We start from the raw sequence: 23,654 nt of genomic DNA, 5'->3' as shown, positions 1-23,654 counted from the left end.
GCGGCGGTGCCCGACCGATGGCGCGGCAGATTGACCACTACCTGCAACGGCTGGTCGATGACGACCAGCTCACGTTCCACCGTGCGATGCATGACTTCGTCGACGACGCCATCGCGCCGCGCTGGTTGGAGTGGGAGCGCGGCCACGCGCTGATTCCCGACGACGCCATCGCGCAGATGGCCGAAATGGGGCTGTTTGGCATTACCGTTTCCGAAGAATACGGCGGGCAGGGCGGCTCGCAGCTGGACCTGCTGCTGATGGGCCTCGCGCTCGGCTACCAGTCGCAGTCGCTGGCCATCACGCCGGGCGCCGCGCTCTCACTCGGCGCCAAGCCACTGCAGCTCTGCGGCACGGAAGCACAGAAGGCGGCGCACCTCCCCGACCTAGCGGCGGGCAAGCGCATGTTCGTATTCGGCCTCTCGGAGCCGGCGCGCGGCACCGACGCCGCCAACCCGCAGGTCAGCGCGACGCGCGACAGCGACGGCTGGGTCATCCGCGGCGAGAAGTGCTGGTCTACCAACGCGATGTGGGCGTCGCACGTTATCGTCAATGCACTGACTGCCCCCGACGGGAAGCCGGGCCACCGCTCGAGCTGCTTCATCGTCCCGATGGACGCCGACGGCGTCCATTACCAGGAGATGGCGGGCAAGGACCTCTGGGAGCAGTCCTCGACCGGCTCAATCATGCTTGACAACGTGCGCGTTTCCGAAGGCGACCTGCTCGGCGACCTGAACGCAGGCTTCCGGGTGATGGCGCAGACGCTCAACGGCGGCCGGCTCTTCATCGCCGCGCTTTCGCTGGCGTCGCTGGCTTGCGCACTCGACCGCGTCCGCGAATACGCGCAGGAGCGCGAAATCATGGGCGGCCCGCTCGGCCGCTACCAGCGCGTGCAGGACGTCGTGCTTGACATGGACATCGCGCTCGAGCAGGGGCTGACCTGGCTCGTCGACCTCTGCCGGCGCTACGACGCGGGCACGCTTGACCGCGAGTCGGCCGCGAAGGTCAAGGTCGAGTGCTCGCGCCGCGCCAGCGACCTGCTGACGCTGGCGATGGAAGTGTGCGGCGGCGTCGCCTGCTTCGACGAATTCGGCCTCTCCCGGCACCATCGCGACCTCTTTGTCTGCCGCGTCGGCGAAGGCTCCAACTTCGCACTCAAGGGCTTCGCGACGCGCCCGCTGATGCCGTCGATTACGCTGGATTAGGAGCGGAAAATTCCAGCAAACTGTTATGACGGTCTCCCCAGTGGACTCACCGATGCGATTTCAGGTGCAGTTCATGCGGCTGGCGATAGCCTTCCTTCTGGTCTCGGCAAGTGGCCTCTCGGGCTGCCTCCAGTCCCCCACGCCACCGCCGCCTCCGCCCGAGGAGCCGCCGCTGCCGGACGGGGTCTTCGTCACTGGGTCCGATGGCCTGGCGGTCGATGAACTGCCCCTGCCGCTCAGCTTCGTCTTCAGCGACGTGGGCGAGAACGGGGCTGAGCCGAGCATCGGCATCACCTCGAGCGGCTGCATCTTTTTCATCGCGTTTGAGAAGGTCATGCGTTCTTGCGACCATGGCCAATCATGGGAGGACGTGACGGGTCCTTTATGCGCGTTCCAGACCAATGACCCGTGGGGGTGGGTTGATCCTGTGACTGATCGGATATTCAACGTGCAGATGCAGGGTCTGGAGACGTCTTGGATATGCTGGAGCGATGATGATGGAGAAACTTGGGAGGGCAATATGCACGACTCTGGTACGACTCCGATTAATGATCACATCAAACTGGCAACGGGCCCTTGGACGAGCAGTGGATACGGTATCGGCGGCCAAGTGTCCCAAGCTTACTATGACCAAGCCGTATACTATTGTTACAACAAACTCGCTGGAATCTTCTGCTACACCAGTTTTGATGGAGGTGCTACATTTGACGCAGGCGGACAAATCTACGGTTTGGCCACCACCAATGGTGGACTCCATGGAGCCATCACTTCTGCACCGGATGGAACGGTATATGTGACCCCCAGAGTCGAAACACCCACAGTCATCGTTTCCGATGACAATGGTTTGTCTTGGGTTGATCGAACCATGGGTGAGGATGTAGGTACGCCCTATCCACGCAAAAATTCGGAGGTTGCCACCGACACCGAATCCAATGCATACCACATCTGGACCGGGGCCGACGAAGGCGTCTACATGTCGAGGAGTACTGATTCAGGGGAGTCATGGGAACAGACTAGCATTCGGATCAGCCCGAGCGCAGTCATCTCGTCAGTATTCCCTCAGGTTGATGCAGGGGATCCCGGAAGAATTGCGATTACTTACCTAGGGAGTGAGGACGCGAGTGAATTGAACCAACCCGACATAGACGATAATCCATGGGATGGCAATGCCCACTACGCCAATTCCAACGTCAGTTACTACCTCTACGTCACCTACAGCCTGAATGCGCTGGATCCGAACCCCGTGTTCCACACGGTGCGCGTATCCGCAGACCCTGTCCAGGTCGGCAGCATCTGCCTGAACAGCGGAGATTGCCGCGACATCGGCGGCTCCAACCGGAATCTGCTCGATTTCAACGACCTCCATATCGATAGGGAAGGGCGCGTCTACATCGCTTTCGCCGACGGCTGCACGGGTGAATGCGCCACCAAGGATGATCCGCAGCCTGAGGATTCCCGCAGTCGTCTGGGTTCAGTCTACTACCTGGGCAGCGGGCCGAGCCTCTACGAAGCGGTGGGCGAACTGCCTCCGCTGGTTTGAAGCAGGGATGGGCAGCACCATGAACGAGCCGAATCGCTGCCCATGGGCGGGCAACGACCCGCTCTACCTTGCCTACCACGATACGGAATGGGGCACGCCCAACCGCGATGGGCGGCGCCTGTTCGAGAAGATTATCCTCGAGGGCGCGCAAGCCGGGCTCTCATGGATTACGATTCTCAGGAAGCGCGAGAACTACCGGCGGGCCTTCGACGGTTTCGACCCCGCCCGGGTCGCCGCGTACGGCGCGGAAGATATCGAGCGCCTCGTGACGGATGCAGGCATCATCCGCAATCGTGCCAAGATCAAGTCCGCCATCAACAACGCCAGGGTTTTCGTCGAGCATTTCGGCGCCGACGAGGACGCCTTCAGCGAATTCCTCTGGTCATTCGTCGACGGCGGGCCGGTGGTTAACCATCGTGAGAGAATGGAGGACCTCCCTGCCACTACCGAGGCGAGCACCGGGATGAGCAAAGCCCTCAAGAAGCTCGGATTCACCTTCATCGGCCCGACCACCTGCTACGCTATGATGCAGGCCGCGGGCATGGTCGACGACCATCTCGTCAGCTGTTTCCGCCACACTTCCAACCGGGCAGCCCCCTGACCCGGACGCGCAGCATAGTCACGTTTTACCCATCACGCTGATTCTGGCACAAGCGAGGAGTGGTGTGACCTGATTTTCCAGTCGTTGCCCTCCTTCACAAATACAAACGAGTACCTTGCCTCGACGACTTTGCCTCCCAGAATGAAATTGTAGAGGCCGCAACTGGAGGCGAATTCGCTCCCGCAGAACGGTTGCTCGGAAACGATTTCCACCCCGACAGCCGCTTCCAGCAGCTCCTCGAAGTACGCGAGTATCGCTCCCGGGCCAACGCGTTCAGCGGCGGAGAAAGTCCCCAGCAGCAACGCATCCTCGGCATAGAGGCTGGCCACCCGGCGCGGGTCGCCGCTCTCGACCGCGCTGACCCACTCTCGCAGCAGGCGGGAAGCGATTTCGCCACTCAGCCACCTTCCTTCGTCCAGTCCCATTATTATCTCGTTTCCAGCTGCCGGTGGTACGTCCCCTGCCGTCGCGGGGAGGGCACGGTGAGATTAAAGTCCCCCTCCCTGTTCAAAGGGCGTGGAGTTCGAGGCGCTCGTCTGCTACAGCCAGCTGCTGATTCTGCTTCTGCTTGCGGTCGCGTACCTCTACAATTACCGCCCCGGCCCGCACGCGAAGTGGACCTTCTCAGTCATCGCCTGCGGGCTGCTACTGTTCGTCGACGCGCTGCTGCTCCCGGCGGGCGGCTGGCTGCCGCTTGCGCTCAAGGCAGTGATGGTCGTCGGCGCCATCGGCTGCCTGCTCGCGGCACAGTGGGTCGTGGAAGCAGCCCCCGAGGGGTCGCCCGGCTGGTGCCCCGAGTGCGACACGCCCTTGCTGGAGGACGGCCTCTGCCCCGGCTGCGGCCATCTCGATGCGCACGCGGGCGGCCTCGATTCGGGATGAGTTTGCTTTAAGTTATCCTGTTCGCTGGCCCACCATGCGCCGCCGTGAAGTCCCCGAATCTGCTGCCGCTCCCGCCGCCGCGAGCGGCGGCGGCTGCGCGGTCGAAGGCTGCGACGGCTCGCCGCAGCGGTCGCAGCCGCGCTCGCGCGTGGCGGAGGCGCTGCCCGAGCTGGCGCTGGAGGGCGGACGGCGCGTGAAGTTGTGCCGCGAGCATTACCGCGCTTTCCGGCGCGCGTCGCGCGAGACGCGGCGGCTGGACCGGATGGGCGGGTGAGCGCCGCCGCGGTCTGCCGGGCGGAGCTGCGCAGCGGCTGGCGCCGCTTCGCGCGCTCGGTCGGGCGGCGTCCGCTGGCGACCGTCGTGATGGCTGCGCTGGCGCTGCTGATGGTACTGGTGGGCGTACGCGTCACCGCCTTTGTTGCGACGCGGCCCGAGCAGTTCCCCGACGAGGGATACGGTACGATTCTGCTGCTGCTGTTCGTGCTGCTGCTGCTGCGGTCGGCCGGGATGACGCAGCGACATGCGCTGCGCGCCCGCGAGGTGGACCTGCACCTGACGCAGCCGGTGGCTACGCGCAGCGTGATGCTGGGGCAGTTTGGCGCCATCGCGCTCAGCGCGACGGCGCTGGTCGCGCTGGGGGTCGCGCTCTCCCTGCTGGTGCGCTGGGGCGCCTCTATTCCGCTCGCGATTCCGGCGCCGTTCTGGACGCTGCTGGCGCTGTTCGCGCTGCTGGCACCGCTCTGCGGCTTCCTCTTCTCGGTGCTCGGCAACCTGCAGCCGCTCTCGCGCAAGCTGCGCTATCTCGCGACGCTGGCGCCGCTACTGATGTTGCTGATGTATCTCGCCAGCTACGCGCATGACGAGCCGGCGCTGGTGCAGCAGGTCTCCGCCGGCGCGCTGCTGCTGCTGCTGGGCTACCTCTGGCTGGCTGAGGGACTATACCTCGACGCGGTCGCGGCGCAGCGGCTGGCGACCGGCCGCACGCTCAAGTGGCGCGTGATGGAGCTGCGCTGGCTGCGGCGACTCGTCGGCCGGCGCGTCGCCGCGGTGGCACGCAAGGAAATCACTTCGGCCATCCGCGAGCGCGATTTCCTCACCGCAACGCTCTCGACGCTCTCGATTTCGGCCATCCTGCTCTTCTGGTATTTCCAGACCGGCACCCCCGGCGAGGAGGTGGGCGACCTCGCGCCGCACCATTACTATCCGGGACTCCTCGCGCTGGCGCTCTACATGGCGGCGCTGCTGCAATGCACCCTTGTCGGCGCGGCGCTGCTCGGCATCGAGGGTCGTCGGCTGTGGGTGCTGAAGGGGCTACCGGTCGATTCGCGCACGGTGATGCAGGGCAAGGGGCTGGGGCTGCTGTTGCTGGCGCTGCCCGGCATCGTGCTAGTCTGGCTGCCGCTGCCGCTGGCGGCCCACTTCCCGTGGCAGGTGACGCTCTTCTTCGGCGAAATCGCCATTGCGTTGACGCTCGCCAACGCCGGCCTCGGCTTGTGGGCCGGCGCAGCTTTCGCCAGTTTTGACGAGCACGACCGTGGCAATCCCGACGTGCTGACGCAGTTCATGCTCATCGGCGCCTCGGCGTTCATGTCGGCGCTGCTGGCGCTGCTCCCGGCGGCGGTGATGCTGATGTATGACCTGCCCGACGGGACGCGCTACGGCCTCGGGCTGGTCGCCGGAGCGCTCTTCGCCGCCTGCGGCTACGGCATCTACCGCCTCGGCATGCGCAGCGCCGCGGACGCCTACCGCACCATCTGGATTGACTCCTATGGCGCATAGCGCTTAAGCCGCGGCGGGATGGGACTGTGTGGCAGCCGTCGCGTCGCCGGAAATGGAGGCTTACTTCGAAGCGCTGGAGGCGCGCGCCGAGGCGTGCTACGAGCTGGTGGGGCGCGCCCGCAAGGCGGGCTACGACCTCGAGGATGAAGCCGAAATCCCGCGCGCGCGCGACCTCGCCGAGCGGGTCGAGGCTCAGGTCGGCCCGGAGGGCATCGCGCCGCGCATCCGCGAGGTGATTGCGAAGCACGACCGGCAGACCGCGGCGCTGCTGGTGGCGCGCGAGCTCGCCGGCGAACTGCGCGACGAGCTGGGGGTCGAGAAGGCGCTCGAGCAGGCGGTGCGCACCTCGCTCTCAATCCTCACCGAAGGCGTGCTGGTCGCGCCGACCGAGGGAGTGGTGCGCGTCGCGACGATGGAGAACCACAACTCGACCCGCTGTGCCGCCATTTATTACGCCGGCCCGATTCGCGCCGCCGGTGGCACTGCGCAGGCGCTTTCGGTGCTGATAGCGGACGTGGTGCGACGCGAGCTGGGGCTCGACGCCTACATCCCCACGTCGGCTGAGGTCGAGCGCTACAAGGAGGAAATCCCGCTCTACAAGCGCGCGGTCAACCTGCAATACCTCCCGTCGGGCGACGAGATTGACGCAATTGTGCGCGCCTGTCCGGTCTGCATCACCGGCGAGCCGACCGAGCGCCTCGAGGTGGCGGGCAACCGCGACCTGCCGCGCGTCGAGACCAACCGGCTGCGCGGCGGCGCGGCGCTGGTGATTGCCGAGGGGCTCTGCCTCAAGGCGGCCAAAGTGCTCAAGCATGTCGAGCGGCTCGAGATTGACGGCTGGGATTTCCTGCGCTCGTACGCCGAGCAGAAGCAGGAAAAGGCGGGCGCGGGCGAATACAAGTACCTCAGGGACGTGCTCGTTGGCCGCCCAATTTTCGCGTTCCCGGACCGCCCGGGTGGCTTCCGCCTGCGCTACGGCCGCACGCGGCTTACGGGCCTCGCGGCGGTCGCGCTGAATCCGGCGACGATGGTCGCGCTTGACAGCTTCACGGCCATCGGTACCCAGCTCAAAATCCAGCTCCCCGGTAAGGCGGCGGCGGTCACGCCGTGCGATTCCATCGAGGGGCCGCTGGTGCTGCTTGACGACGGCAGTTGCGTCCGCCTCTCCAGCCGCGACGAGGCCGAGGCGGTCGCGCCCCGCATCCGTGAAATCATTGACGTGGGCGAAGTGCTGATTCCGCCGGGCGAGTTCCTCGAGAACAACCACGCGCTCGTTCCCGGCGGCTGGTGCGCCGAGTGGTGGGAAGCGGAGCTGCGCGCTGCCGGCGGTGAACCGCCTGGCGGTGTTCCGGACTTCGCCGCGGCGCTCGCGCTTTCGCAGCAGTACAGCGTCCCGCTCCACCCCGCGCACACCTTCCTGTGGCACGACCTCAGCCTCGACGAGCTGGCGCAGTTGCGCCAGCTCGCGGCGGATGGCAGCCGCGACGGTGATAGCTTCCTGTTTCCGGCGGAGGCGCAGCCGCTGCTGTTGACGCTGGGCGTCCCGTTCGCGCCCGCTGGCGAAGCGTTGCGCGTCTGCCACGAGGCCGCCGCGCTACTCCACAGCCTCGGCGATGCGGACGCCGAAGGTGATGACGTGCTGGCGCAGGTCTCCGCCGCTGCCGGCGTCGAAATCCGCGCCCGCGCCCCGACGCGGCTCGGCGCCAGCATGGGTCGCCCCGAGAAGGCGGACGTGCGCCGCATGAAGCCGCCGCCGCACGTACTCTTCCCCGTCGGACCGGCGGGCGGCCCGCAGCGCATGCTCAACAAGGCGCTGGAATCGCAGCCGTCACAGAGCCAGCTGGGCCGCCCCGGCAAGGGGGTCGAGCTGGAGGCGGAGCTGCGCTACTGCCGCACGTGCAGCAACGAGACGGTCGCGGTCCACCATTGCGGCCAGCGGACGGTGGTGAAAGAGCAGGCGAAGCGGCGCGAGGTTGACCTGCGCACCGAGGTCGAATCTGCACAGCGCAACGCCGGAATCGGTGTGCTGCCACCGGTGAAGGGCGTCCGCTCGATGATGTCTGCCAGCCGCACCCCCGAGGCGCTGGAGAAGGGGCTGCTGCGCGCACGTTACGACCTGCGGGTGTTCAAGGACGGGACGCTGCGCTACGACATGATGAACCTGCCGCTGACTCACTTCCGCCCGGCCGAAATCGGCCTCAGCGTCGAGAAGGCGCACGAGCTGGGCTACACACACGATGTTGAGGGCGCAGAACTGCGCGACGGAGCCCAGCTACTCGAGCTGCGGGTGCAGGACCTCATCATCTCGCGCCGCGCCAGTGACTGGCTGCTGGGGGTCGCCCGCTTCGTCGATGACGAACTGAAGCAGCTCTACGGCTGCGACCGCTTCTACAACCTGCCGGACGCGGCGCAGCCGGAAGACCTCATCGGCCAGCTGCTCATCTGCCTCAGCCCGCACACCTCGGCCGGGGTGCTGGCGCGACTCATCGGTTTCACCCATGCCAAGGTGCAGTACGGGCATCCGTTCATGCATGCCGCCAAGCGACGTAACTGCGACGGCGATGAAGACTCGGTGATGCTGTTGCTCGATGGGTTGCTCAATTTCTCGGAACACTTCCTTCCCACTACTCGTGGAGGTACGATGGACATTCCGCGGGTGCTGGGCACCCGCATCGACCCGACCGAGATTGATAATGAGGCGCACAACATCGACCTCGAATCGCAGCTGCCGCTCGAATTTTACCAGGCTGCTGCCCGCGGTGACCATCCCGCCACGCTGCGCGAGCGCCTCGATATGGTCGCCGACCGGCTGGAAACTCCGGCCCAGTACGAGGGATTCGGCTTCACCCATTCCACCAGCGACCTGAACGACGGGCCGCACGAATCACGCTACGTCGTGCTGGGGACGATGCTAGAGAAGTCGCAGGCGACCCTCGAGCTGGCGCAGCGCCTGCGCGCTTCCGACGCTACGTATGTCGCCGAGCGAACTATCGAGAAGCACCTGATGCGCGACCTCGTGGGAAACTTGCGCGCCTTCGCGTCGCAAGGAGTGCGCTGCAAGAAGTGCACCGCCAAGTACCGGCGGCCGCCGCTGCGCGAGACCTGCCTCAAGTGCGGTGGCGGGCTGCTGCTCAACATCTCGCGCGCCTCGGTCTCGAAGTACCGCATCATGGCGCATGAAATGGCGCAGCGCTACGAGGCGCGGCCGTTCCTCAAGCAGCGGCTGGAACTGATATTTCAGTCCATCGAGGACACGCTGGAGAACGAGGAAATCCAGCAGACCAGCCTCGGGGCGTTCATGTGATTTACTGGCTGGAGAGCGTCGATTCAACCAATCGCCGGGCGCTCGCGCAGCGACTCGCGTGCTGGGATGCGGTGGTCGCACGTGAGCAGGTCGTCGGCCGCGGACGCCACGGCCGCAGCTGGGAATCGCCTGTCGGGGGACTTTATATGTCGGTCGTCGTGGAAAACGACCCGCTCCTGCCGCTCCGTGCCGGTCTCGCGGCGCGCGATGTGTTACAGCCGCACTGCCCGGAACGCATCGGGCTGAAGTGGCCCAACGACCTGCTCTGCGCGGACGGCAAGCTGGGGGGCGTGCTTTGCGAAGCCGAAGGCGATTTGGCAGTGGCCGGCATCGGCCTCAACCTGGAGGGCGAGCCGCCACTGGCTGGTGCGACGACGCTGGAGGCGGTGGGCGGCAGCCTGCCGCCCGCCGCCGATTGGCAGGCGTGGCTGGAGCCGCTCGCGACCGCCATTATCGCGCGGCTGCGCGAGCTGGCGCGGCTGCCGGCGCCGGAGTTCCTGGCGCGCTACCGTGTGCATGAGCAGCTGCTGGGGCAGCCGGTCGCGTGGGAGGGCGGCCGCGGCACCGCGCTCGCCATCGGCGCCGACGGCGCGCTGGAGGTGCGCACCGCCGACGGGACCGAGCGGCTGCACGCGGAGGAGGTGAGCCTTGCCTGAACTGGAGCGGCTGCTCGAGCAACTGGTCGCGATTCCATCGGTGATGGGCGACGAGACTGCGAAAGCAAAGTTCCTCGCCGATTACCTTTCCGACTGGGAGTCGGAGCTACAGCCTGTGGAGGGCGGCACCGTGAATCTCTGGTGCCACGCCCCCGGCGACGGCGCCCCGCTCCTGCTCTGCGCGCACCTCGACACGGTGCCGCCCGCCCCCGGCTGGGAAGCGCCGCACGCACCGCGCCGCGAAGGCGGCAACCTCGTCGGCCTCGGCGCCGCCGACATGCAGGCGGGGCTTGCGATTGCGGTCGAAACGTTCCGCGCCTGCGCTGGCGAGAGCGGCCAGCGGCCGCTCTCGCTGCTGCTGACCTGTGACGAGGAAGGTTGGTGCCGCGGGGTGAACGCTGCGCTGCCGCGGCTGCGCGAACTGGCGCCCGAGCTGGTGCTGGTGCCCGAGCCGAGCGGCGAGCGAGTCGTGCTGTCGGCGCCCGGCCGCGCAGTTTTCCGCCTTGCGCTCGAGACTGAAGGCGGCCACGCTACGCGCGAGGGCGAGAGTGCGCTGGCGCGCATGGCCGGAATCGCACTCGAAATCGAAGCGATGGCGGTCACGGGCAGCCAGGTTGTGCTGGAGTTCACGTCACGCGCCCGCGGGCTGAGCCACCCGCAGGACGCGCTGCTGGTCGTCGACCGCCATCTCGCGCCGGGCGAGTCGCGCGACGCCGCCCGCGAGGCGCTGAGACAGCTCGACCCACGGTTGGCGGTCGCGGAGGCGGAGCGGCCGACGCCGCCGCCCGAAGCGTACGCGGCCGAGCGCACACCGTCGGTCGAGCGGCTGCTGGCGCTGAGCGGCCACCCGCCCGGCGATTCGTCATCGGTCGGCGACTTCAACTTCCTCGCCACCGTCGCGCCGACCGCCATCCTCGGTCCCGAAGGCGGCAACCTGCACGCGCCCGGGGAGTGGGTCTCGCTGGCGTCGGTGCGGAGGGTTTACGAACTCTACCTGCGGTTCCTGCGCGACGCCTGATGGGACTGCCGCAGCCGCTGCTCCGCGGCGCGGCTTGGCGTCACCCCGGCCTGCGGCCGGTGCGCCGCAGCCGCTAAAATCCCCCGCCGCTCGCACCGCGTGAAGCTGAAGCTGGCGCTGGCGATGGCGCTGCTGCTGCCGCTGGCGGGCTGCCTGCACGATTCGCAGCTGGGGCCGTTCGACTGCGCCCCCTCGACTGGCGCGTGCCGCTACGAAATCCTGCGCGATGACCCGTACGGCGAGCTGCTGCTCGAAATCAGCTATGTCGAGGGCAACGCCCCCGACAGCGGCGCGCTGGACCTGCTGAAGCAGCGCATCTCGGAGACGACCGGGAAATCGGCGGTGAGCGTGCAGCAGCATGCGTTCAGCAGCGACGACGATTCCTACACGCTCGATGAGGTCGTCGCACTCGAGGACCGCGAGCGGACGCGCCACAAGGGGGACGGTACGTTCGTCATCCACCTGCTCTACCTGAACGGCGAATACGCCGATAACCCGGATGCGCTGGGGGTCGCCTATCGCGGCTCATCCATCGTCATCTTCAAGGAGCAGGTCGAGGACGCCGCGTTCCTGCTAGTCTCGGCGCAGGACGTCGAGAAGGCGGTGCTGGTCCACGAATATGGCCACCTCGTCGCGCTGGTCAATATCGGCTACAAGTCGCCGCACGACCACGAGGACGCCGACCATCCCGGCCACTCGAACAACGAGGATTCGGTGATGTACTGGGCCGTGGAATCTGTCGACCTCGGAACGCAGCTGGCGGGCGAACCGCCCAACCAGTTCGACAGCGACGACCTCGATGACCTGCGCGATATGCGCGAGGGCAAACTTTGAGTCCGCGACTGGCGTGGGCGCTCGCGCTGGGCTGGATGGCGCTGATTGCCCTGCTGAGCCACCAGTCGGCGGTCGGCGGCCTGGCGACCGCGAGCGGGCTGCCGCTGGCGGACAAGCTGGACCACCTGGTGGAGTTCGCGTTGCTCGGCGCGCTGCTGCGGAACGCGGTCGCGCGCCACCACCCGCTGCCAGTCGTCGCGCCGGCGTTCTTCGTGCTCGCGCTTGGCGCCAGCTACGGCGCGCTCGACGAGCTGCACCAGTCGCTGGTGCCGGGGCGCGACGCGGAATTGGGCGACTGGCTGGCCGATGCGGCGGGCGTTGCGCTCGGCAGCTTCGCTTTCAGTCGTTACGAATAGCTGCGCAGCCGCGCGACGACCCACTCGCGGTCGAGCGTCGCGAGGAAGAAGCCGAGCCGCGGCCCGCGCGACTGGCCGAGCAGCACGCGGTACACAAGCTCGAAGAGAGCCTTCGCCGGCAGGCCGCTCGTTGCCTGCGCCGCGTAGAACAGGTCGTGTAGCGGCTGCGGCTGCCACTCCGCTTCCGCGAGCAGCCCCGCCAGCGTGGCGAGCGCATTGCGCTCGCCCTTCCCGAGCTTGAGCTGCGGCGGCCGCTCCTGCAACGTGAAGCGCACCGCGTCGGGCGCCGGGCCGGCAAGCCAGTTCTCGAGGCACTCCAGCCGCTTGGCGAGCCATTCGCGGTCGCTGGCGGAGACGTCCTCCAGCTCGCCCGTTTGCTGCAACGTCTCGACAATGCCGTCAAGCCCGGGGCGCGACTGGGCCAGCGTCACCAAGTGGCGATACGGGACCGCCGGCAGCGCCTTCGGTATTTCCGCGACTTGCGACAGCTCCCACGCGCGGGTGTAGTCGTTTCTGTCGTCGCTGGTGTCGCCGGCGAAGCGCGCCTGCCCGGCGCGGTCGTAGTCGTCGACAAGATTCAGGACTCCCAGCCCGGGGTCGAAGTCGATGTGCCGCTGCGGCTGTGGCTTCAGTACCAGCCAGCGCAGCGCTTCGGGCGGGGCGATGCGCAGCATCTCGGCCGCCGAAACGGCTACGCCGGTCGAGGAGTGCATCGCGCCACTGTCCTTGAGGTGAATCCATTCGTAAACGAGGTGGTCGGGGGCGCTGCCGCCGTAGATGGCTTCGATTATCTCGCGACCGGTATCAAAGCTGCCGCCGCGAGTGGCGTGGTCCTTTCCGAACGCTTCGAAGCTGACGCCGAGCCAGCTCCATTTGGCGGGCCAGTCGAGCCGCCACGGCAGCTTCCCTTCGCCCTTCGCGAGGTTGTTCTGCACAATCTCGCCCGCGGCGTTCTCGAATTCCAGTATGGGCCACTTGCATTCGGTGACGCGGCCGTTGACCAGCCGCCCGTCGCTGTCGCGGCAGGTCCACGGGAACCAGTCGCGCGGCAGCTGCCGCCCGCTGACGCGCTCGAGGATTTCGCGCGCGCCCGCCGCGTTCTCGACCGCGGCGCGGGTGCAGTCGGCGAAGCGCCCCTCGCGGTAGGCGGCGTGGTTGTCGACCACTCGCGGTGCCACTCCGACTTCGCGCAGCGCGTCGAAAAACGGCTCGAGGAAATGGTCGGCGTAGCTACCGTCCCCTTCAGGGGCGGGGATTTCCGCCAGCGGGTGGCCGACCCATTCGGCGTAGCTCTCGTCGAGGAACGGGTAGACTTTGCGCAACGGGTCGGCTGTGTCCGCCACGTAGACCAGCTCCGCCTCGCCGCCAGCGTCGCGCACCGCGCGTGCTACCGCGTCGGCGGTCAGGATTTCGCGCATGCTCCCGACGTGGATGGGTCCCGACGGGGTGATTCCTGAAGAGATTACGTGGCGGTCGCCGCGCTCCAGAAGTCGTGCGGCGGCAACATCCGCCCAGTGCATTCAGGTGCCGACGGGCCGCGCGCGAACCAGCGCACGCAGCGGGACGCCGTCCAGCTCATTTTCGGCTCGCTTGTTGATAACTACAATCACCAGCACCGGCTCGCCGCCTTCCTGTTTTATGAACTCGATGACCTCGCGCGAGGTGGTGCCGGAGCTGACGACATCATCGATGATTACCACTTGCTTATCTTTGAGGCCGGCGAAGTTGGATGCGAAGTCGATGGAGGTATCTTCCCGCGACGGCCGTACCATCGCAAAGTCAACCTCGAGCAGTTCCGAGATGAGCGTGCCGAGTGGGACTCCGTTCGCCATCACGCCGGCGACGACTTCTACATCGAAGTCGTGCTTTTCCTGCTCCTCGAGGATAATGTCGGCCATGATTTCAGCGGTAGCGCGCATCCGGAAGCCTGAAACGCCGATGGTGCGCCAGCCCGCCTTGACGTCGGCCGGCGGCCGCTCTCCCGGTTCCGAGGCCTGCTTTGCGAGCAGCCATTCGACCGTCGCCCGCGACAGATGCAGCTCCTGACAAATTTCGCGCGTCGAGAGCCCTTTCTCGCGTAACTCGTCGGCGCGTTCAGATAATGATTCTATTGACACGCGCTTCGACCCGCTTCGCTGCTATTAAAGTCTATCCTGCTATATTTCCGCCATGCCGGCCAGCCCGCACTCGCCGCACTTCACCTTCTGCGCGCGCCCCAGCTTCGGCACCTTCATTCGCGCCCCGCAGCCGGGGCAGGCGATGGTCGCAGTCCCGGCTGCCGCAACCGGCTTGACCTTTAGCGGAGCGCCGCCTGATGGGGGCGCGACGGGCGGCAGGCTACCGCCACCGAAGGGCAGGTCGATATCGAGGTAGAAGACTGTACCGACTGCCCCCGCCACAAGCAGCAGCGCCGCGACCGCGAAGCCGAGCGTGCGCGCGTCGACCGGTAGCTCGAAGCCGCCGCTGTCGCCTCCGGCTGCCGGCAGGGCGTAGCTCGCGAGCGAGTTGCCGCTGCTGGTGATAACGCGCCCGCCGCCGAATAGCACGCTGCTCGCGCCCGTGTCGGTGGTGCTGGCGAGCAGCTTGCCGCTAGCCGAGAGCAGCAGCAGGTCGGGCTCGCCCAGCCCCAGGCCGGCGACCGCGACGCGGCTGTCGGAAACGGCCAACACCGGTTCAATCAGTGTCGCCTCCAGCTCGAACTCCCACGCTGGCTGGCTTGAGTCGGGGGTGAACCCGGTCACCACCTGCGGCGCGCTGCCGTGCAGGACCGCCGCCAGGCCACCGTCAGGCGCTAGCCCGATGGCGTGGACCGAGTCCTGCTCGGGGGATTCGAAGCGCCAGCTGCGTTCGCTGCCGCCGCTGAAAAGGTAGGTCGAGAGCGACCCCTGCGTGGCGAGGCAGAGGGTGCTGCCATCGTCGGAGATTTCGAGCTGCTGCGCGGCGCCGTCGAGCGGGTAGGCCTGCTTCAGGCTGCCGTCGTTGCGCAGCACCACGTAGAGCTTGCCCTTGCCGGCCACGGCGATGTAGTCGCTGCTCATCTCCAGCAGCGAGGTCGCGTTGAGGCCGCGCCGCACCTCCTCACGCTGTTCCTCCGAGTAGTCGAATTCACTGTCCGGGAACTCCCATTTCTGTCGAACATCGTCCTTGTTCAGGAACCACCAGAGCCGGATATTGCCGCTGTCGTAAACGGCGGCGTAGTAATCGCCGGAGGGCGAGATGGCGGCCGCCAGTGGAATTTCACCCGCGAAATCGTGGTGCGAGAGCGGTCCTCCCGTCCGGCCGTAAAGCGTCAGGAACTTGCCCGAAATCGCGACGAAGCGCTCGCCGTCGGCCGAGATAGCCACGTCGTCGATGGGATTTTCGTCAAGCTGCTCGCTTTCCGGCTCCGCTTCGCCCGGGGCGAAGAGCAACAGGTTGCCGCCCACGTCACCGCTCACGGTCACGCCGGTTTCGGTGGCGACATCCCATGCCGTGATGGTGCGGCCTACATCCTGCTCGACCGGCGCACCGAAGGCGCTTGCCAATGGCGCCAGCAACAGCAGTGCCAGCAGGAGGACTCCCCGTTTCACGCCGCGCCATCGAAGACGGGACTATAAGCTTCCGGGGGTTGAACCTTTAATAGGGGGTGCTCGTGCGCGAATTCCTACTATGGCACTCTGGCAGGGACGTTCAAAACGCAAGCCAACCGGCGGCCGCCGCCACGCCCACCGCGGTAAGCGCCGCGCCGAAATCGGGCGCGAGCTGCAGCTGACCCGCGTCGGTGAGCGGCGACAGAAATTTGCCCGTGCTCGCGGCGGCACCCGCAAGGTGCGGTTGCTGCGCGACGAAATCGCGACAGTCACCGACTCCGCCAAGGGCAAGACCACGCAGTCGAAAATACTGGACGTCGTCGAAAATTCGGCAAACCCGCACTACGTGCGACAGAATATCGTTACTCGCGGCGCGGTCATCGAGACCGAGGCGGGCCGCGCCCGCGTCACCTCGCGACCGGGACAGCACGGCGTCATCAGCGCAGTCCTGATAGCCGACTGAAATGGGCGACCGGCGGCCGCTCGTCATTTACCCCGAATATTTTGATAGCCGGCTGGCGCGTTCCGCCGGCCGGCGCCTGCCGGTCGCCGAGTGCGTCAAGTCGCCCACGACCGAAGAGCTGGCGACGCTCGCGAAGTCCATGGGGCTGGCGCCCACGGCGGAAGAGGCGAGCCATCCCGCGCACTGGGCCGCCGGGCGGGGACGCCTACGGCTCGCCTACGGCGGCGCGAAGGCGGAGCTGCTGCACCAGCTCGGCGCCAAATTAAAGGCAGCGCGGCGCACCGACTGAATCGGTGCGCCGCTACCACGGCACCTGTTTCACCCCGAGCTTGTAACCGAGAATATTGACGCTACGGTGCAGAATAGGGGTGGCGATGACGATAGTTGCGATAGTGATGAGGGGCACCCAACCATAGGAAAACCGGCCACCGAAAAGCCAGTAATCAAGCCAGTCCCCTCCGAACAACCCAGTCATGACCAGCGCACCGATTATGAAATCATACATATCGAGCAGTGGCGATTTGGCGCCGCGCTCCTGCCCCTGCCGTCGTTTAATGAACGACGCCGCCATGTCTCCCACCAGCGCTCCAAAGGCGAGCAGGAAGAAAATCAGGTAGGGTGAAGAACCCCATGAGACATAGCCGCTGAAGAAACTTGAGCCAGTGGTTATTTGAAAATGACCCACCAGCAGGCCTCCAAGTGTACCGCCAACGAGCCCACGCCAGGTTTTCCCGTCACCCAGGATACGTCGCCCATCTCTCCAGTTGCGCCCATAATCTATAGGTGCCCCACCGCCAACTATGGACGCGATTGTGTTAGCAAGGTAAGCTGGCAGCATGTGCCAAACAGTGACTAGAACGATCCCCAATGGAGTGATTGCCACTACCGTCATCAGTCATCCAGCCTCCGCTTCAGCTCCTCAATCACCCTCACCGGGGTCGGCTCCACCCCGTTGAGGTGCGCCAGCTCCACCGAGACCGTGTCTCCCAGATGCACCAGCGAGAGCCAGCGCGCCAGCGGGCTTTCGCCACGTGCCCGGCACTCGATGACCGGGACGTCGCGCCACGCCGCCGCGCGCGTCGCTTTCCAGCGCGCCGCGACGCGGGCCGGCTCGTCCGGCTCGCGCAGCGCGACGACGACCGCGTTCGGAGGCGGGGAGGCCCAGCCGACAATCTCGTTGTGGTCCAGCTCGGGCAGCGCGTGGTGCACCGCCAGTTGCTTGGCGTTCTCCGCAATCTGGCAGCGCCAGCGGTACGCCACCGTCGCGAGGCCGCCGGCACCATAGATGAACGGCAGCTTGCCGGCGAGCTGCGCCGCAATCGCGGCGGGGCTGGCGGTGGCGCCGCTCTCGCCCCCGTCAGGCGCTGCGGCCGGCGCCGGAGGCGATGCCGCAGTCGCGGCCCCAACAGGCGATACCGCGGCGCCAAGCACTTCCCCCGCTTCGGTCAGTTGCGCCGCAATCCCGGCAATCGGCAGCCGCTGCAGCAGCGGCACCAGCAGCAGCGGCAGCGCGGCGCGCGGCTGGTGCCCCGGCTCGATGGCGGTCACGGGCGCGCCATACTCCCGCCCCAGTGCGGCGAGGCGGCCGCCGGTAGTAATCGCCTCCCAGCCGCATCCCAGCTCGATGGCGCGCTCGACGCCTGAGAGCGTCTCGGCGGTGTTGCCCGAATACGAAACCGCGATGAGCCGCTCGCTGCCGTCGGCCCATGCCGGCAGCCCGTAGTCGCTCCAGGCGCTGACGCGCAGCCCACCGCACCGCTCCGCGAGCGCCTGCGCCAGCCGGCCGGCGATGCCCGAGCCGCCCATGCCAGCGACGATAACGCTGCCGGCCGCAAGCGGCTGCGCGTCCTCGCTGGCGTCGGTCGCGGCGGCGAACAGCGCGCCAAAGCGTTGCATGTCAGTTTCGATAGAATTCGTAGCTGCCACGCGCCTCCAGCCAGCCCAAGGTTTTAATCACACCGGTTACCGACGATAATATTACCAAAGGTTTATAAAACGGGGATTCCGTCGAGGAGTACCTCCCCCGAGGAGGACGAAGTGAGATGATGGCTATGAAACCAGTAGAACCGAATGCGAACGGCGGCCGCCGTATGCTTGTTGCGCTCATTGCAGGCGCACTGCTCTTCACTACGCTGGCGCTAACCAGCACGGTGAGTGCGGCCTCGCCGATAACTCTGGCTTCCAGCGCTTCTACGGGTAACGTCCTCGCGGGCGAATCAGTGACCTTCACCCTGACCCTCACTAGTAGCGACAACACCTACAACTACCAGACCGTCAAACTCTACGGCAGCTGGCTGTCCGGTACGGACTGGCCCTACGTCTTCTCGGATTCCTCTGGAAACGAGCTTCCCGGCCAGTCAATTGACGTGGCCAAGGGCGGCACCGCTACGGCCTACCTGAGCGTTGTCTGTATCGGAGCATGTACTGGTGGTACCTCGAACACCATAACGGTTTACGGCAAGAGTGACCCCCGCTACATGACTGTGGACGGAGATGACAATGCGGGCGACCCGGCAGGTTCCAATAATGCAACCAACTCTATTGATATCACCATAACAGCAGTCAATGCCTACACGGTTGATGTGACCGCAGAATCAACCTCGACGGCCAGCACCAACAAGGTGTATCAGGGTGAAACGACGGTCTGGCGTTACACGGTAACCAACACCGGCTGGAATGATGACACCTACGACTTCTCGGTTTCAACCACGGCCCACGCCTGGACCTTGACCACTGGATTGAGCAACGGCCTCGAAATCAAGGGCCAGAGCAACACTGTCGCAACCCACAGTCACACAGGCGAGATAACCATCACGCCGTCCTCGGGAGCCGCTCCCGCTACCTACACCGTGACGATTTCAGCGACTTCGAGCAACGGGGCTTCCGACAGCGCCACATTTTCAGTAGTTCTCCCGGAACCCGACCTTGAAATCAAGGCGACTGACATTTCCTTCTCTCACACCTCGGCCTGGATTACCGCTCGTGGCAATTCACAGCTCGTGACGATAACTGCCAAGGTACGGAACAATGGTGGAAGCATGGATACGGCTGGAAACAGCGCCACGAACGTGGACGTATGGTTCACTGTCGACGGGTCAACTGTCGGCACGGTCCAGTACGTAAGTTCACTCGACCATGGCGAAGAGGAGACAGTATCAGTCAGCTACAAGCCCAACCGCCCCCACAGTGATAGCGAAACCGGCCTGCCGGTGAAGGTGATGGTTGACCAGTATAACAACCTCGATGGCAGCAAGCCTGGGGACAAGGCTATCACGGAGAGCGACGAGACTAACAACGAGGCCTCGACCACTTTCAAGGTAGTGCGCATCAAGACGGCAAACCCGTCGTTCTATCTAGGCTTCACCGCGTTGACCGCCTCGGTCGGTGCGGCGGTGCTGCTCTCGCGCTATTACCGCAGCGAAGACGAAGAGTAGGCTGCGGGAGGCGATGAAGAAGGCGCTCAGCAGCCCCGACCTGCGGGCACTTGTTGAGAGCTGGCAGTCACTAGTTGGCGCGCGTGTCGAGCAAGTCCAGCGCCCCGAAGCCAACCTGCTGCACCTCAAGCTACGCCACCGCCAGCAGGGGACGCTGCACCTGCTGGTTGATTTGCAGGGCTGGGCCTGGCTGGGTGACGCGCCGGTCGGCGCCCCGACGACCGGCGGTTTCATTACAGAACTGCGACGGCATATCCGTAAGGCGCGGCTCGAGTCGATAGCGCAACTCGGGGCGGACCGCATCCTGGAGCTGCGCTTCGCGGCGGGCGAGGCTCGGCCGGTGCTGCTGCTCGAGCTGTTCCACCGCGGCAACGCGCTGCTCTGCGAGGATGGCAATATCGTGCAGGCGTTGCGACGGCAGGAGTTCCGCCATCGTACGCTGGGGCCCGGCGAAGTCTATCTCCCGCCGCCGTCGCCTTGCGACCCATTTGCGGCGAGCGAGACGCAGTTCGCTGAACAGCTGGCCGCGTCGAAGCGCGAGCTGGTGCCGGCGCTGGCGGTTGAGTGTAACCTGGGCGGCGACCTGGCCGAAACCGCTGCGCGTGGCCTTACGGGGACGCGCGCCGCAAAGCTGCCCGCCGCAAGCATGGCGACGCTATGGCAGCGCGTCCGCAGCCTGCTTGATGGCGAGCGGCAGCCCACTATCTTTTTCCGCGACGGCGAGCCGGCGACCGTCTCGCCGTTCCTACTCGAGGGGTTCGACGACCGCCGCGACTTCGATACCTTCGACGCAGCGATTGCCGCCTTCCGTGAACTGCGCCCGGAGCCAGTCACGCCGCCGAACGCTGATGAGCGCCGTGAAGCAAAGCAGCGCGAAGCGGCGGAACAGTTCCTGGCCGAGGCGGAGCAGTTGCGCAGCGACGGCGAACTGCTCTTCGCGCACGCTGCCGAGGTAGCGGAGGCGCTGGTAGCGGGCGAGCCAGACTACCGCGGCCGGCTGAAGATTGAGCTGGAGGGGCGCGAGCTGGAGCTGGAGGCGGCGCTCCCGGCTGAGTCGAACGCTTCGTGGCTCTTCGACGCCGCAAAGCGGCTCGAGCGCAAGGCACTGCGCGCGCGCGAGCTGGCGGCGGTGCCGCGACCGCGCAAGCGCAAGGTTGCGAAGCCGACCGCACCGCAGGAGTGGTTCGAGCGCTACCGCTGGTTCATCGCCTCCAGCGGCGAGATTGCGGTAGCCGGCCGCGACGCTACATCCAACGACCGCATCGTCAAACGCTACCTCAAGGCGGGCGACCGCTACGCGCACGCCGATATCCACGGTGCGCCCAGCGTCGTCGTCAAGCACGGCACGGAGCCACCCTCGGCAGCGGCGATGGAAGAGGCGTGCCGCTTCAGCCTCGCCTGCTCGCGTGCCTGGGCTGCCGGCGTCGCCTCCGGGCACGCTTACTGGGTCGAGAGCGACCAGGTTTCGAAGACGGCGCCGGCGGGAGAATTCCTGCCCAAGGGGGCGTTCATGGTCCGCGGCCGGCGCAAGTGGCATCGCAATCTGGCGGTTGAGCTGGCGCTCGGCGAAATCGAGCGTGACGGCGCGCCGAAGCTGATGGCTGGCCCGCCCGCGGCGGTGCAGGCGCACGCCAGCCGCTGGGTCACGCTGAAGCCCGGCTTCACCGAGCGCAAGGCGCTGGTGGCGCAGTTAGCCAGTGCCTTCGGGCAGTCCCGCGAGGCGGTCGAGAAGTTATTGCCGGGTGGTAAGTACGAGATAGTTTCTCTGCACGATATAGATATAAAGTAAATTATTGTGATGATGGTGCGGGGGGCCGGATTCAAACCAAGCTTTTTTCAGCGGCTGCGCTCCGCCCAGCCGCTGTAAAACCTTGACCAAAAACAACATTGTGATGGTGGTGCGGGGGGAGGGATTTGAACCCTCGTACCTCTAAAGGACCAGGCCCTCAACCTGGCGCAATTGGCCATGCTATGCGACCCCCGCTCAGGCTGCCGCTTCGAGGCCGGCAACGAACTCGGCGCAGTGCGAATCGAGTGCTTTAAGGGCTTGCTCCAGCGCCAGTTTGGCGCTCACGGCACCGTTGGTCTCGAACTCGAAGAGGTAGTGGTCGGTCAGCGTTTCGACCTCAATGGCCTCCTCGGCCTTGGGGTCGTCGTGGTACCGCCGCAGGTTGCGGATGGCCTGGTACGCTTTGGCCGGGTCTTTGAGGACCTGAGCCTTACCGCTTTTCTTGAAGCCGCCGGTGCCGGCAGTCTCAACCAGCTCCTTGGCGCGGCTGCCACTGATTTTCACGGTTTGCGCTTCGTAGAAGCGAGGCGCAACGGCAGCCTGCCATTTGGCGTGCCGGGAGCCGGTACCGATGATGGCGCGGGCGTAGACCAGAATGGCCTGTCCCTCGCCCAGTTTGACGATGGGAATGTGCGGGTCGGGAATCGCGAGTGACTTGTCGCCGTTGACCGGCTCCAGGTCGCCCGAGTAGACTGTGCAGGGTCCCTGCTTGTGGAGCGAATACATGATTTCCGGCTGCTGCTCCGGGTCGTCCAGCGCCGCGCCAAAGGCAGCGATGGTCGCTGAGTCGGTCGGGACCGGCAGCATACCCAGCCGGTGCGCCACGATTTCGTTGAACATGGCGCTGATGGATTCATACTCGCGCTCTTCGCCTTCCTCGTCAGTCCAGGAGCCGAGTGCCCCCATGTGGAAGTCGACCTCGTGGATTCCGAGGCAGGGCACCATCGCGATCAGCGAACGGCGCAGCGAGTTGAGGAACGAGTAGTTCACCTCCTCGAACTCGAGCAGGGTGTAATCGGCGCGGAGTTCCCTGACGTTAAGCTTCATCAGACCCTCCGCCCACGGCGCCCGCCTTTAGGCTTACCGCCGTCGTGCGGAATCGGCGTAACGTCGTCGATGCGCGTAATCAGGATGCCGGCGCGCGTCAGCGCCCGGATGGCTGCCTGTGCGCCCGGTCCGGGGTTGCCGCCCCGCTTGCCGCCAGCGCCGCGTAGCCGCACCTGTACCTGCCCGATACCGCGCTCCTTGAGGGTGTCGGCGACTTGGTTGGCGGCAAGCATCGCCGCGTGGGGGCGCGATTCCTCGCGCTGTGCCCGGACGACCATGCCGCCCGAGCACTTGGCGATGGTCTCCGCGCCCGTGGCGTCGGTGACGGTGATAATGACGTTGTTATGCGACGCAAAGATGTGCGCTACGGCCCAGCGTTCACTGCTCATTTCTTCTCCTCGCTGGCGGCCTTCGGGGCAGGTTTAGCTGATTTTTTAGCCGCTGATTTTTCAGCCTTTGCAGCGGGTTTTTCCTTCTTTTTAGCAGCAGTCTTCTTCGCCTTTGGCTTCGCCTCGTCGGTTGAGGTCGCGACTGCGGCATCGCTTCCGGCGCCTGCCGGTGCTTCCGCCTGTTTCTCGTCGGAGGCTTTAGCCTTCTCTTCCGCTGCCGGGGCCGCTGGTGCCTCGTCCTCTGCCGGCTCTGTGTCGAAATCGGCGTCGGTGCGCGGCTTGGGCCGGACCGGGTGGAGGTCGCTCATGAGCGGCGAGCCGCTGAAGTAGGCAATCTGCTTCTCCTGCATGCGGGTGACCAGCATGCCGGGAACCCGTGCTACGGCGCCATCGATGGTGATGTGGCCGTGCGTAATCAGTTGCCGTGACTGTTTCGGTGTAGAAGCGAGTCCCTGCAGGTAAACTTGCGTTTGTAGTCGCCGGTCAAGCAGCTTTTCGACATCCATGCGCAGCACGTCCTCCAGGTCGGAACCGCGGTCGAGCAGTCCGAGCCGGTCTAGTCGGCCGAGCAACAGCCTGCGTTCCTTCTGCGCCTGCTCCGAGGCGGTGGCGGTGAGTTTTCGTGCCTGCTGTCGCATCTGCCGCACCCTTGTACCGGCCTTCCAGATTTCGCGCTTGTTCTTGAGTCCGTACTGGTGGACCAGCGCACTCTCCTTCTCGATGCGCTCCTTCTGCCAGGGGTGCGATGGAGTATCGTAATGCTTGCGGGGAAATCTCGGGTCGCCCATAAT

Annotated in this window: 24 protein-coding genes and 1 tRNA gene; 15 read left to right on the top strand and 10 right to left on the bottom strand. The window is 65.9% G+C overall.

Annotated features, from left to right (window positions below):
• The first annotated feature begins 17 nt into the window (after positions 1-17).
• From QGG57_04655 to QGG57_04645, 3 genes are read left to right on the top strand one after another with little or no spacing between them, the layout of a single operon-like run.
• Entirely contained in the window at positions 18-1,202 is a 1,185-nt protein-coding gene (locus QGG57_04655; protein MDP7007459.1) for an acyl-CoA dehydrogenase family protein, read from the top strand.
• Positions 1,203-1,254: 52 nt separating this feature from the next.
• Positions 1,255-2,742, top strand: coding sequence for a sialidase family protein (locus QGG57_04650; protein MDP7007458.1), 1,488 nt, complete (start codon positions 1,255-1,257; stop codon positions 2,740-2,742).
• Positions 2,743-2,761: 19 nt separating this feature from the next.
• Complete coding sequence (locus QGG57_04645; GenBank protein ID MDP7007457.1) at positions 2,762-3,343, top strand: DNA-3-methyladenine glycosylase I; 582 nt, start codon at positions 2,762-2,764, stop codon at positions 3,341-3,343.
• Positions 3,344-3,375: 32 nt separating this feature from the next.
• Here the strand turns inward: QGG57_04645 and QGG57_04640 are convergent, their stop codons facing one another.
• A complete protein-coding gene (locus QGG57_04640) occupies positions 3,376-3,768 on the bottom strand; it encodes an SgcJ/EcaC family oxidoreductase (protein MDP7007456.1) in 393 nt (130 codons plus the stop codon).
• A 91-nt stretch (positions 3,769-3,859) separates the two neighbouring features.
• Here QGG57_04640 and QGG57_04635 point away from each other — a divergent pair, with 91 nt between their 5' ends.
• The 8 genes from QGG57_04635 (at position 3,860) to QGG57_04600 (ending at position 12,172) form a co-directional block, all read left to right on the top strand.
• Positions 3,860-4,225: a hypothetical protein gene (locus tag QGG57_04635; GenBank protein MDP7007455.1), complete on the top strand. Its 366-nt coding sequence runs from the start codon at positions 3,860-3,862 to the stop codon at positions 4,223-4,225.
• A 34-nt stretch (positions 4,226-4,259) separates the two neighbouring features.
• On the top strand, positions 4,260-4,499 hold the full coding sequence (locus QGG57_04630; GenBank protein ID MDP7007454.1) for a hypothetical protein: 240 nt from the start codon (positions 4,260-4,262) through the stop codon (positions 4,497-4,499).
• A complete protein-coding gene (locus QGG57_04625; protein ID MDP7007453.1) occupies positions 4,496-6,004 on the top strand; it encodes a hypothetical protein in 1,509 nt (502 codons plus the stop codon). Before QGG57_04630 ends, QGG57_04625 begins: the two co-directional genes overlap by 4 nt.
• A gap of 28 nt (positions 6,005-6,032) precedes the next feature.
• Positions 6,033-9,308 carry a DNA polymerase II large subunit gene (locus QGG57_04620; protein MDP7007452.1) on the top strand — a complete coding sequence of 1,092 codons (3,276 nt, stop codon included), beginning with the start codon at positions 6,033-6,035 and terminating at the stop codon, positions 9,306-9,308.
• Complete coding sequence (locus QGG57_04615) at positions 9,305-9,964, top strand: biotin--[acetyl-CoA-carboxylase] ligase (GenBank protein ID MDP7007451.1); 660 nt, start codon at positions 9,305-9,307, stop codon at positions 9,962-9,964. Before QGG57_04620 ends, QGG57_04615 begins: the two co-directional genes overlap by 4 nt.
• Positions 9,957-10,982, top strand: coding sequence for a M20/M25/M40 family metallo-hydrolase (locus QGG57_04610; protein MDP7007450.1), 1,026 nt, complete (start codon positions 9,957-9,959; stop codon positions 10,980-10,982). Before QGG57_04615 ends, QGG57_04610 begins: the two co-directional genes overlap by 8 nt.
• 99 nt (positions 10,983-11,081) lie before the next feature.
• Complete coding sequence (locus QGG57_04605) at positions 11,082-11,816, top strand: hypothetical protein (GenBank protein MDP7007449.1); 735 nt, start codon at positions 11,082-11,084, stop codon at positions 11,814-11,816.
• Positions 11,813-12,172: a VanZ family protein gene (locus tag QGG57_04600; protein ID MDP7007448.1), complete on the top strand. Its 360-nt coding sequence runs from the start codon at positions 11,813-11,815 to the stop codon at positions 12,170-12,172. The genes QGG57_04605 and QGG57_04600 overlap by 4 nt, the downstream gene beginning before the upstream one ends.
• Here QGG57_04600 and lysS read toward each other — a convergent pair.
• From lysS to QGG57_04585, 3 genes are read right to left on the bottom strand one after another with little or no spacing between them, the layout of a single operon-like run.
• Complete coding sequence (gene lysS / locus QGG57_04595; GenBank protein MDP7007447.1) at positions 12,163-13,692, bottom strand: lysine--tRNA ligase; 1,530 nt, start codon at positions 13,690-13,692, stop codon at positions 12,163-12,165. The genes QGG57_04600 and lysS overlap by 10 nt on opposite strands.
• Entirely contained in the window at positions 13,693-14,289 is a 597-nt protein-coding gene (locus QGG57_04590) for an orotate phosphoribosyltransferase-like protein (GenBank protein ID MDP7007446.1), read from the bottom strand. It lies immediately after the preceding gene.
• A gap of 39 nt (positions 14,290-14,328) precedes the next feature.
• Positions 14,329-15,741, bottom strand: a complete 1,413-nt coding sequence (locus QGG57_04585; protein ID MDP7007445.1) for a hypothetical protein — start codon at positions 15,739-15,741, stop codon at positions 14,329-14,331.
• 79 nt (positions 15,742-15,820) lie between these two features.
• Between QGG57_04585 and QGG57_04580 the strand changes: the two genes are divergently transcribed.
• Complete coding sequence (locus tag QGG57_04580) at positions 15,821-16,204, top strand: 30S ribosomal protein S8e (protein MDP7007444.1); 384 nt, start codon at positions 15,821-15,823, stop codon at positions 16,202-16,204.
• 1 nt (position 16,205) lies between these two features.
• Positions 16,206-16,493 (top strand): signal recognition particle subunit SRP19/SEC65 family protein, encoded by a 288-nt coding sequence (locus QGG57_04575; protein MDP7007443.1) that lies wholly within the window; start codon positions 16,206-16,208, stop codon positions 16,491-16,493.
• A 12-nt stretch (positions 16,494-16,505) separates the two neighbouring features.
• Here the strand turns inward: QGG57_04575 and QGG57_04570 are convergent, their stop codons facing one another.
• Together QGG57_04570 and QGG57_04565 are read right to left on the bottom strand one after the other, a co-directional pair.
• Positions 16,506-17,096, bottom strand: coding sequence for a CDP-2,3-bis-(O-geranylgeranyl)-sn-glycerol synthase (locus tag QGG57_04570; GenBank protein MDP7007442.1), 591 nt, complete (start codon positions 17,094-17,096; stop codon positions 16,506-16,508).
• Positions 17,096-18,130 carry a bifunctional phosphoglucose/phosphomannose isomerase gene (locus QGG57_04565; GenBank protein ID MDP7007441.1) on the bottom strand — a complete coding sequence of 345 codons (1,035 nt, stop codon included), beginning with the start codon at positions 18,128-18,130 and terminating at the stop codon, positions 17,096-17,098. Before QGG57_04565 ends, QGG57_04570 begins: the two co-directional genes overlap by 1 nt.
• A 125-nt stretch (positions 18,131-18,255) precedes the next feature.
• On the opposite strand from QGG57_04565, the gene QGG57_04560 reads away from it, so the two are divergent.
• Both QGG57_04560 and rqcH read left to right on the top strand, forming a co-directional pair.
• On the top strand, positions 18,256-19,638 hold the full coding sequence (locus QGG57_04560; protein ID MDP7007440.1) for a CARDB domain-containing protein: 1,383 nt from the start codon (positions 18,256-18,258) through the stop codon (positions 19,636-19,638).
• A 13-nt stretch (positions 19,639-19,651) separates the two neighbouring features.
• The gene (gene rqcH, locus QGG57_04555; GenBank protein ID MDP7007439.1) at positions 19,652-21,427 is read left to right on the top strand and encodes a ribosome rescue protein RqcH; all 1,776 of its coding nucleotides are present in this window, start codon (positions 19,652-19,654) and stop codon (positions 21,425-21,427) included.
• 107 nt (positions 21,428-21,534) lie between these two features.
• Here the strand turns inward: rqcH and QGG57_04550 are convergent.
• The 4 genes from QGG57_04550 to QGG57_04535 form a co-directional block, all read right to left on the bottom strand.
• Positions 21,535-21,622, bottom strand: a tRNA-Leu gene (locus QGG57_04550).
• On the bottom strand, positions 21,623-22,474 hold the full coding sequence (locus QGG57_04545; GenBank protein MDP7007438.1) for a DNA-directed RNA polymerase subunit D: 852 nt from the start codon (positions 22,472-22,474) through the stop codon (positions 21,623-21,625). It abuts the tRNA gene before it with no gap.
• Positions 22,474-22,863 carry a 30S ribosomal protein S11 gene (locus tag QGG57_04540; protein MDP7007437.1) on the bottom strand — a complete coding sequence of 130 codons (390 nt, stop codon included), beginning with the start codon at positions 22,861-22,863 and terminating at the stop codon, positions 22,474-22,476. Before QGG57_04540 ends, QGG57_04545 begins: the two co-directional genes overlap by 1 nt.
• A complete protein-coding gene (locus QGG57_04535) occupies positions 22,860-23,651 on the bottom strand; it encodes a 30S ribosomal protein S4 (GenBank protein MDP7007436.1) in 792 nt (263 codons plus the stop codon). Before QGG57_04535 ends, QGG57_04540 begins: the two co-directional genes overlap by 4 nt.
• Between the last annotated feature and the right edge of the window lie 3 nt (positions 23,652-23,654).

This window comes from Candidatus Poseidoniia archaeon (assembly GCA_030748895.1).
Classification (GTDB): domain Archaea; phylum Thermoplasmatota; class Poseidoniia; order MGIII; family CG-Epi1; genus UBA8886.
The sequence above is the reverse complement of the archived record's forward strand: the minus strand, read 5'-3'. Positions and strand labels throughout refer to the sequence as shown.

Excerpts from the sequence above, each read along its gene's own strand:
- QGG57_04655 (MDP7007459.1), top strand. The coding sequence starts at position 18 with ATGGCGCGGCAGATTGACCACTACCTGCAACGGCTGGTCGATGACGAC.
- QGG57_04650 (MDP7007458.1), top strand. The coding sequence starts at position 1,255 with ATGCGATTTCAGGTGCAGTTCATGCGGCTGGCGATAGCCTTCCTTCTG.
- QGG57_04645 (MDP7007457.1), top strand. The coding sequence starts at position 2,762 with ATGAACGAGCCGAATCGCTGCCCATGGGCGGGCAACGACCCGCTCTAC.
- QGG57_04640 (MDP7007456.1), bottom strand. The coding sequence starts at position 3,768 with ATGGGACTGGACGAAGGAAGGTGGCTGAGTGGCGAAATCGCTTCCCGC.
- QGG57_04630 (MDP7007454.1), top strand. The coding sequence starts at position 4,260 with ATGCGCCGCCGTGAAGTCCCCGAATCTGCTGCCGCTCCCGCCGCCGCG.
- lysS (MDP7007447.1), bottom strand. The coding sequence starts at position 13,692 with ATGCACTGGGCGGATGTTGCCGCCGCACGACTTCTGGAGCGCGGCGAC.
- QGG57_04580 (MDP7007444.1), top strand. The coding sequence starts at position 15,821 with ATGGCACTCTGGCAGGGACGTTCAAAACGCAAGCCAACCGGCGGCCGC.
- QGG57_04575 (MDP7007443.1), top strand. The coding sequence starts at position 16,206 with ATGGGCGACCGGCGGCCGCTCGTCATTTACCCCGAATATTTTGATAGC.
- QGG57_04570 (MDP7007442.1), bottom strand. The coding sequence starts at position 17,096 with ATGACGGTAGTGGCAATCACTCCATTGGGGATCGTTCTAGTCACTGTT.
- QGG57_04560 (MDP7007440.1), top strand. The coding sequence starts at position 18,256 with ATGAAACCAGTAGAACCGAATGCGAACGGCGGCCGCCGTATGCTTGTT.
- rqcH (MDP7007439.1), top strand. The coding sequence starts at position 19,652 with ATGAAGAAGGCGCTCAGCAGCCCCGACCTGCGGGCACTTGTTGAGAGC.
- QGG57_04545 (MDP7007438.1), bottom strand. The coding sequence starts at position 22,474 with ATGAAGCTTAACGTCAGGGAACTCCGCGCCGATTACACCCTGCTCGAG.
- QGG57_04540 (MDP7007437.1), bottom strand. The coding sequence starts at position 22,863 with ATGAGCAGTGAACGCTGGGCCGTAGCGCACATCTTTGCGTCGCATAAC.
- QGG57_04535 (MDP7007436.1), bottom strand. The coding sequence starts at position 23,651 with ATGGGCGACCCGAGATTTCCCCGCAAGCATTACGATACTCCATCGCAC.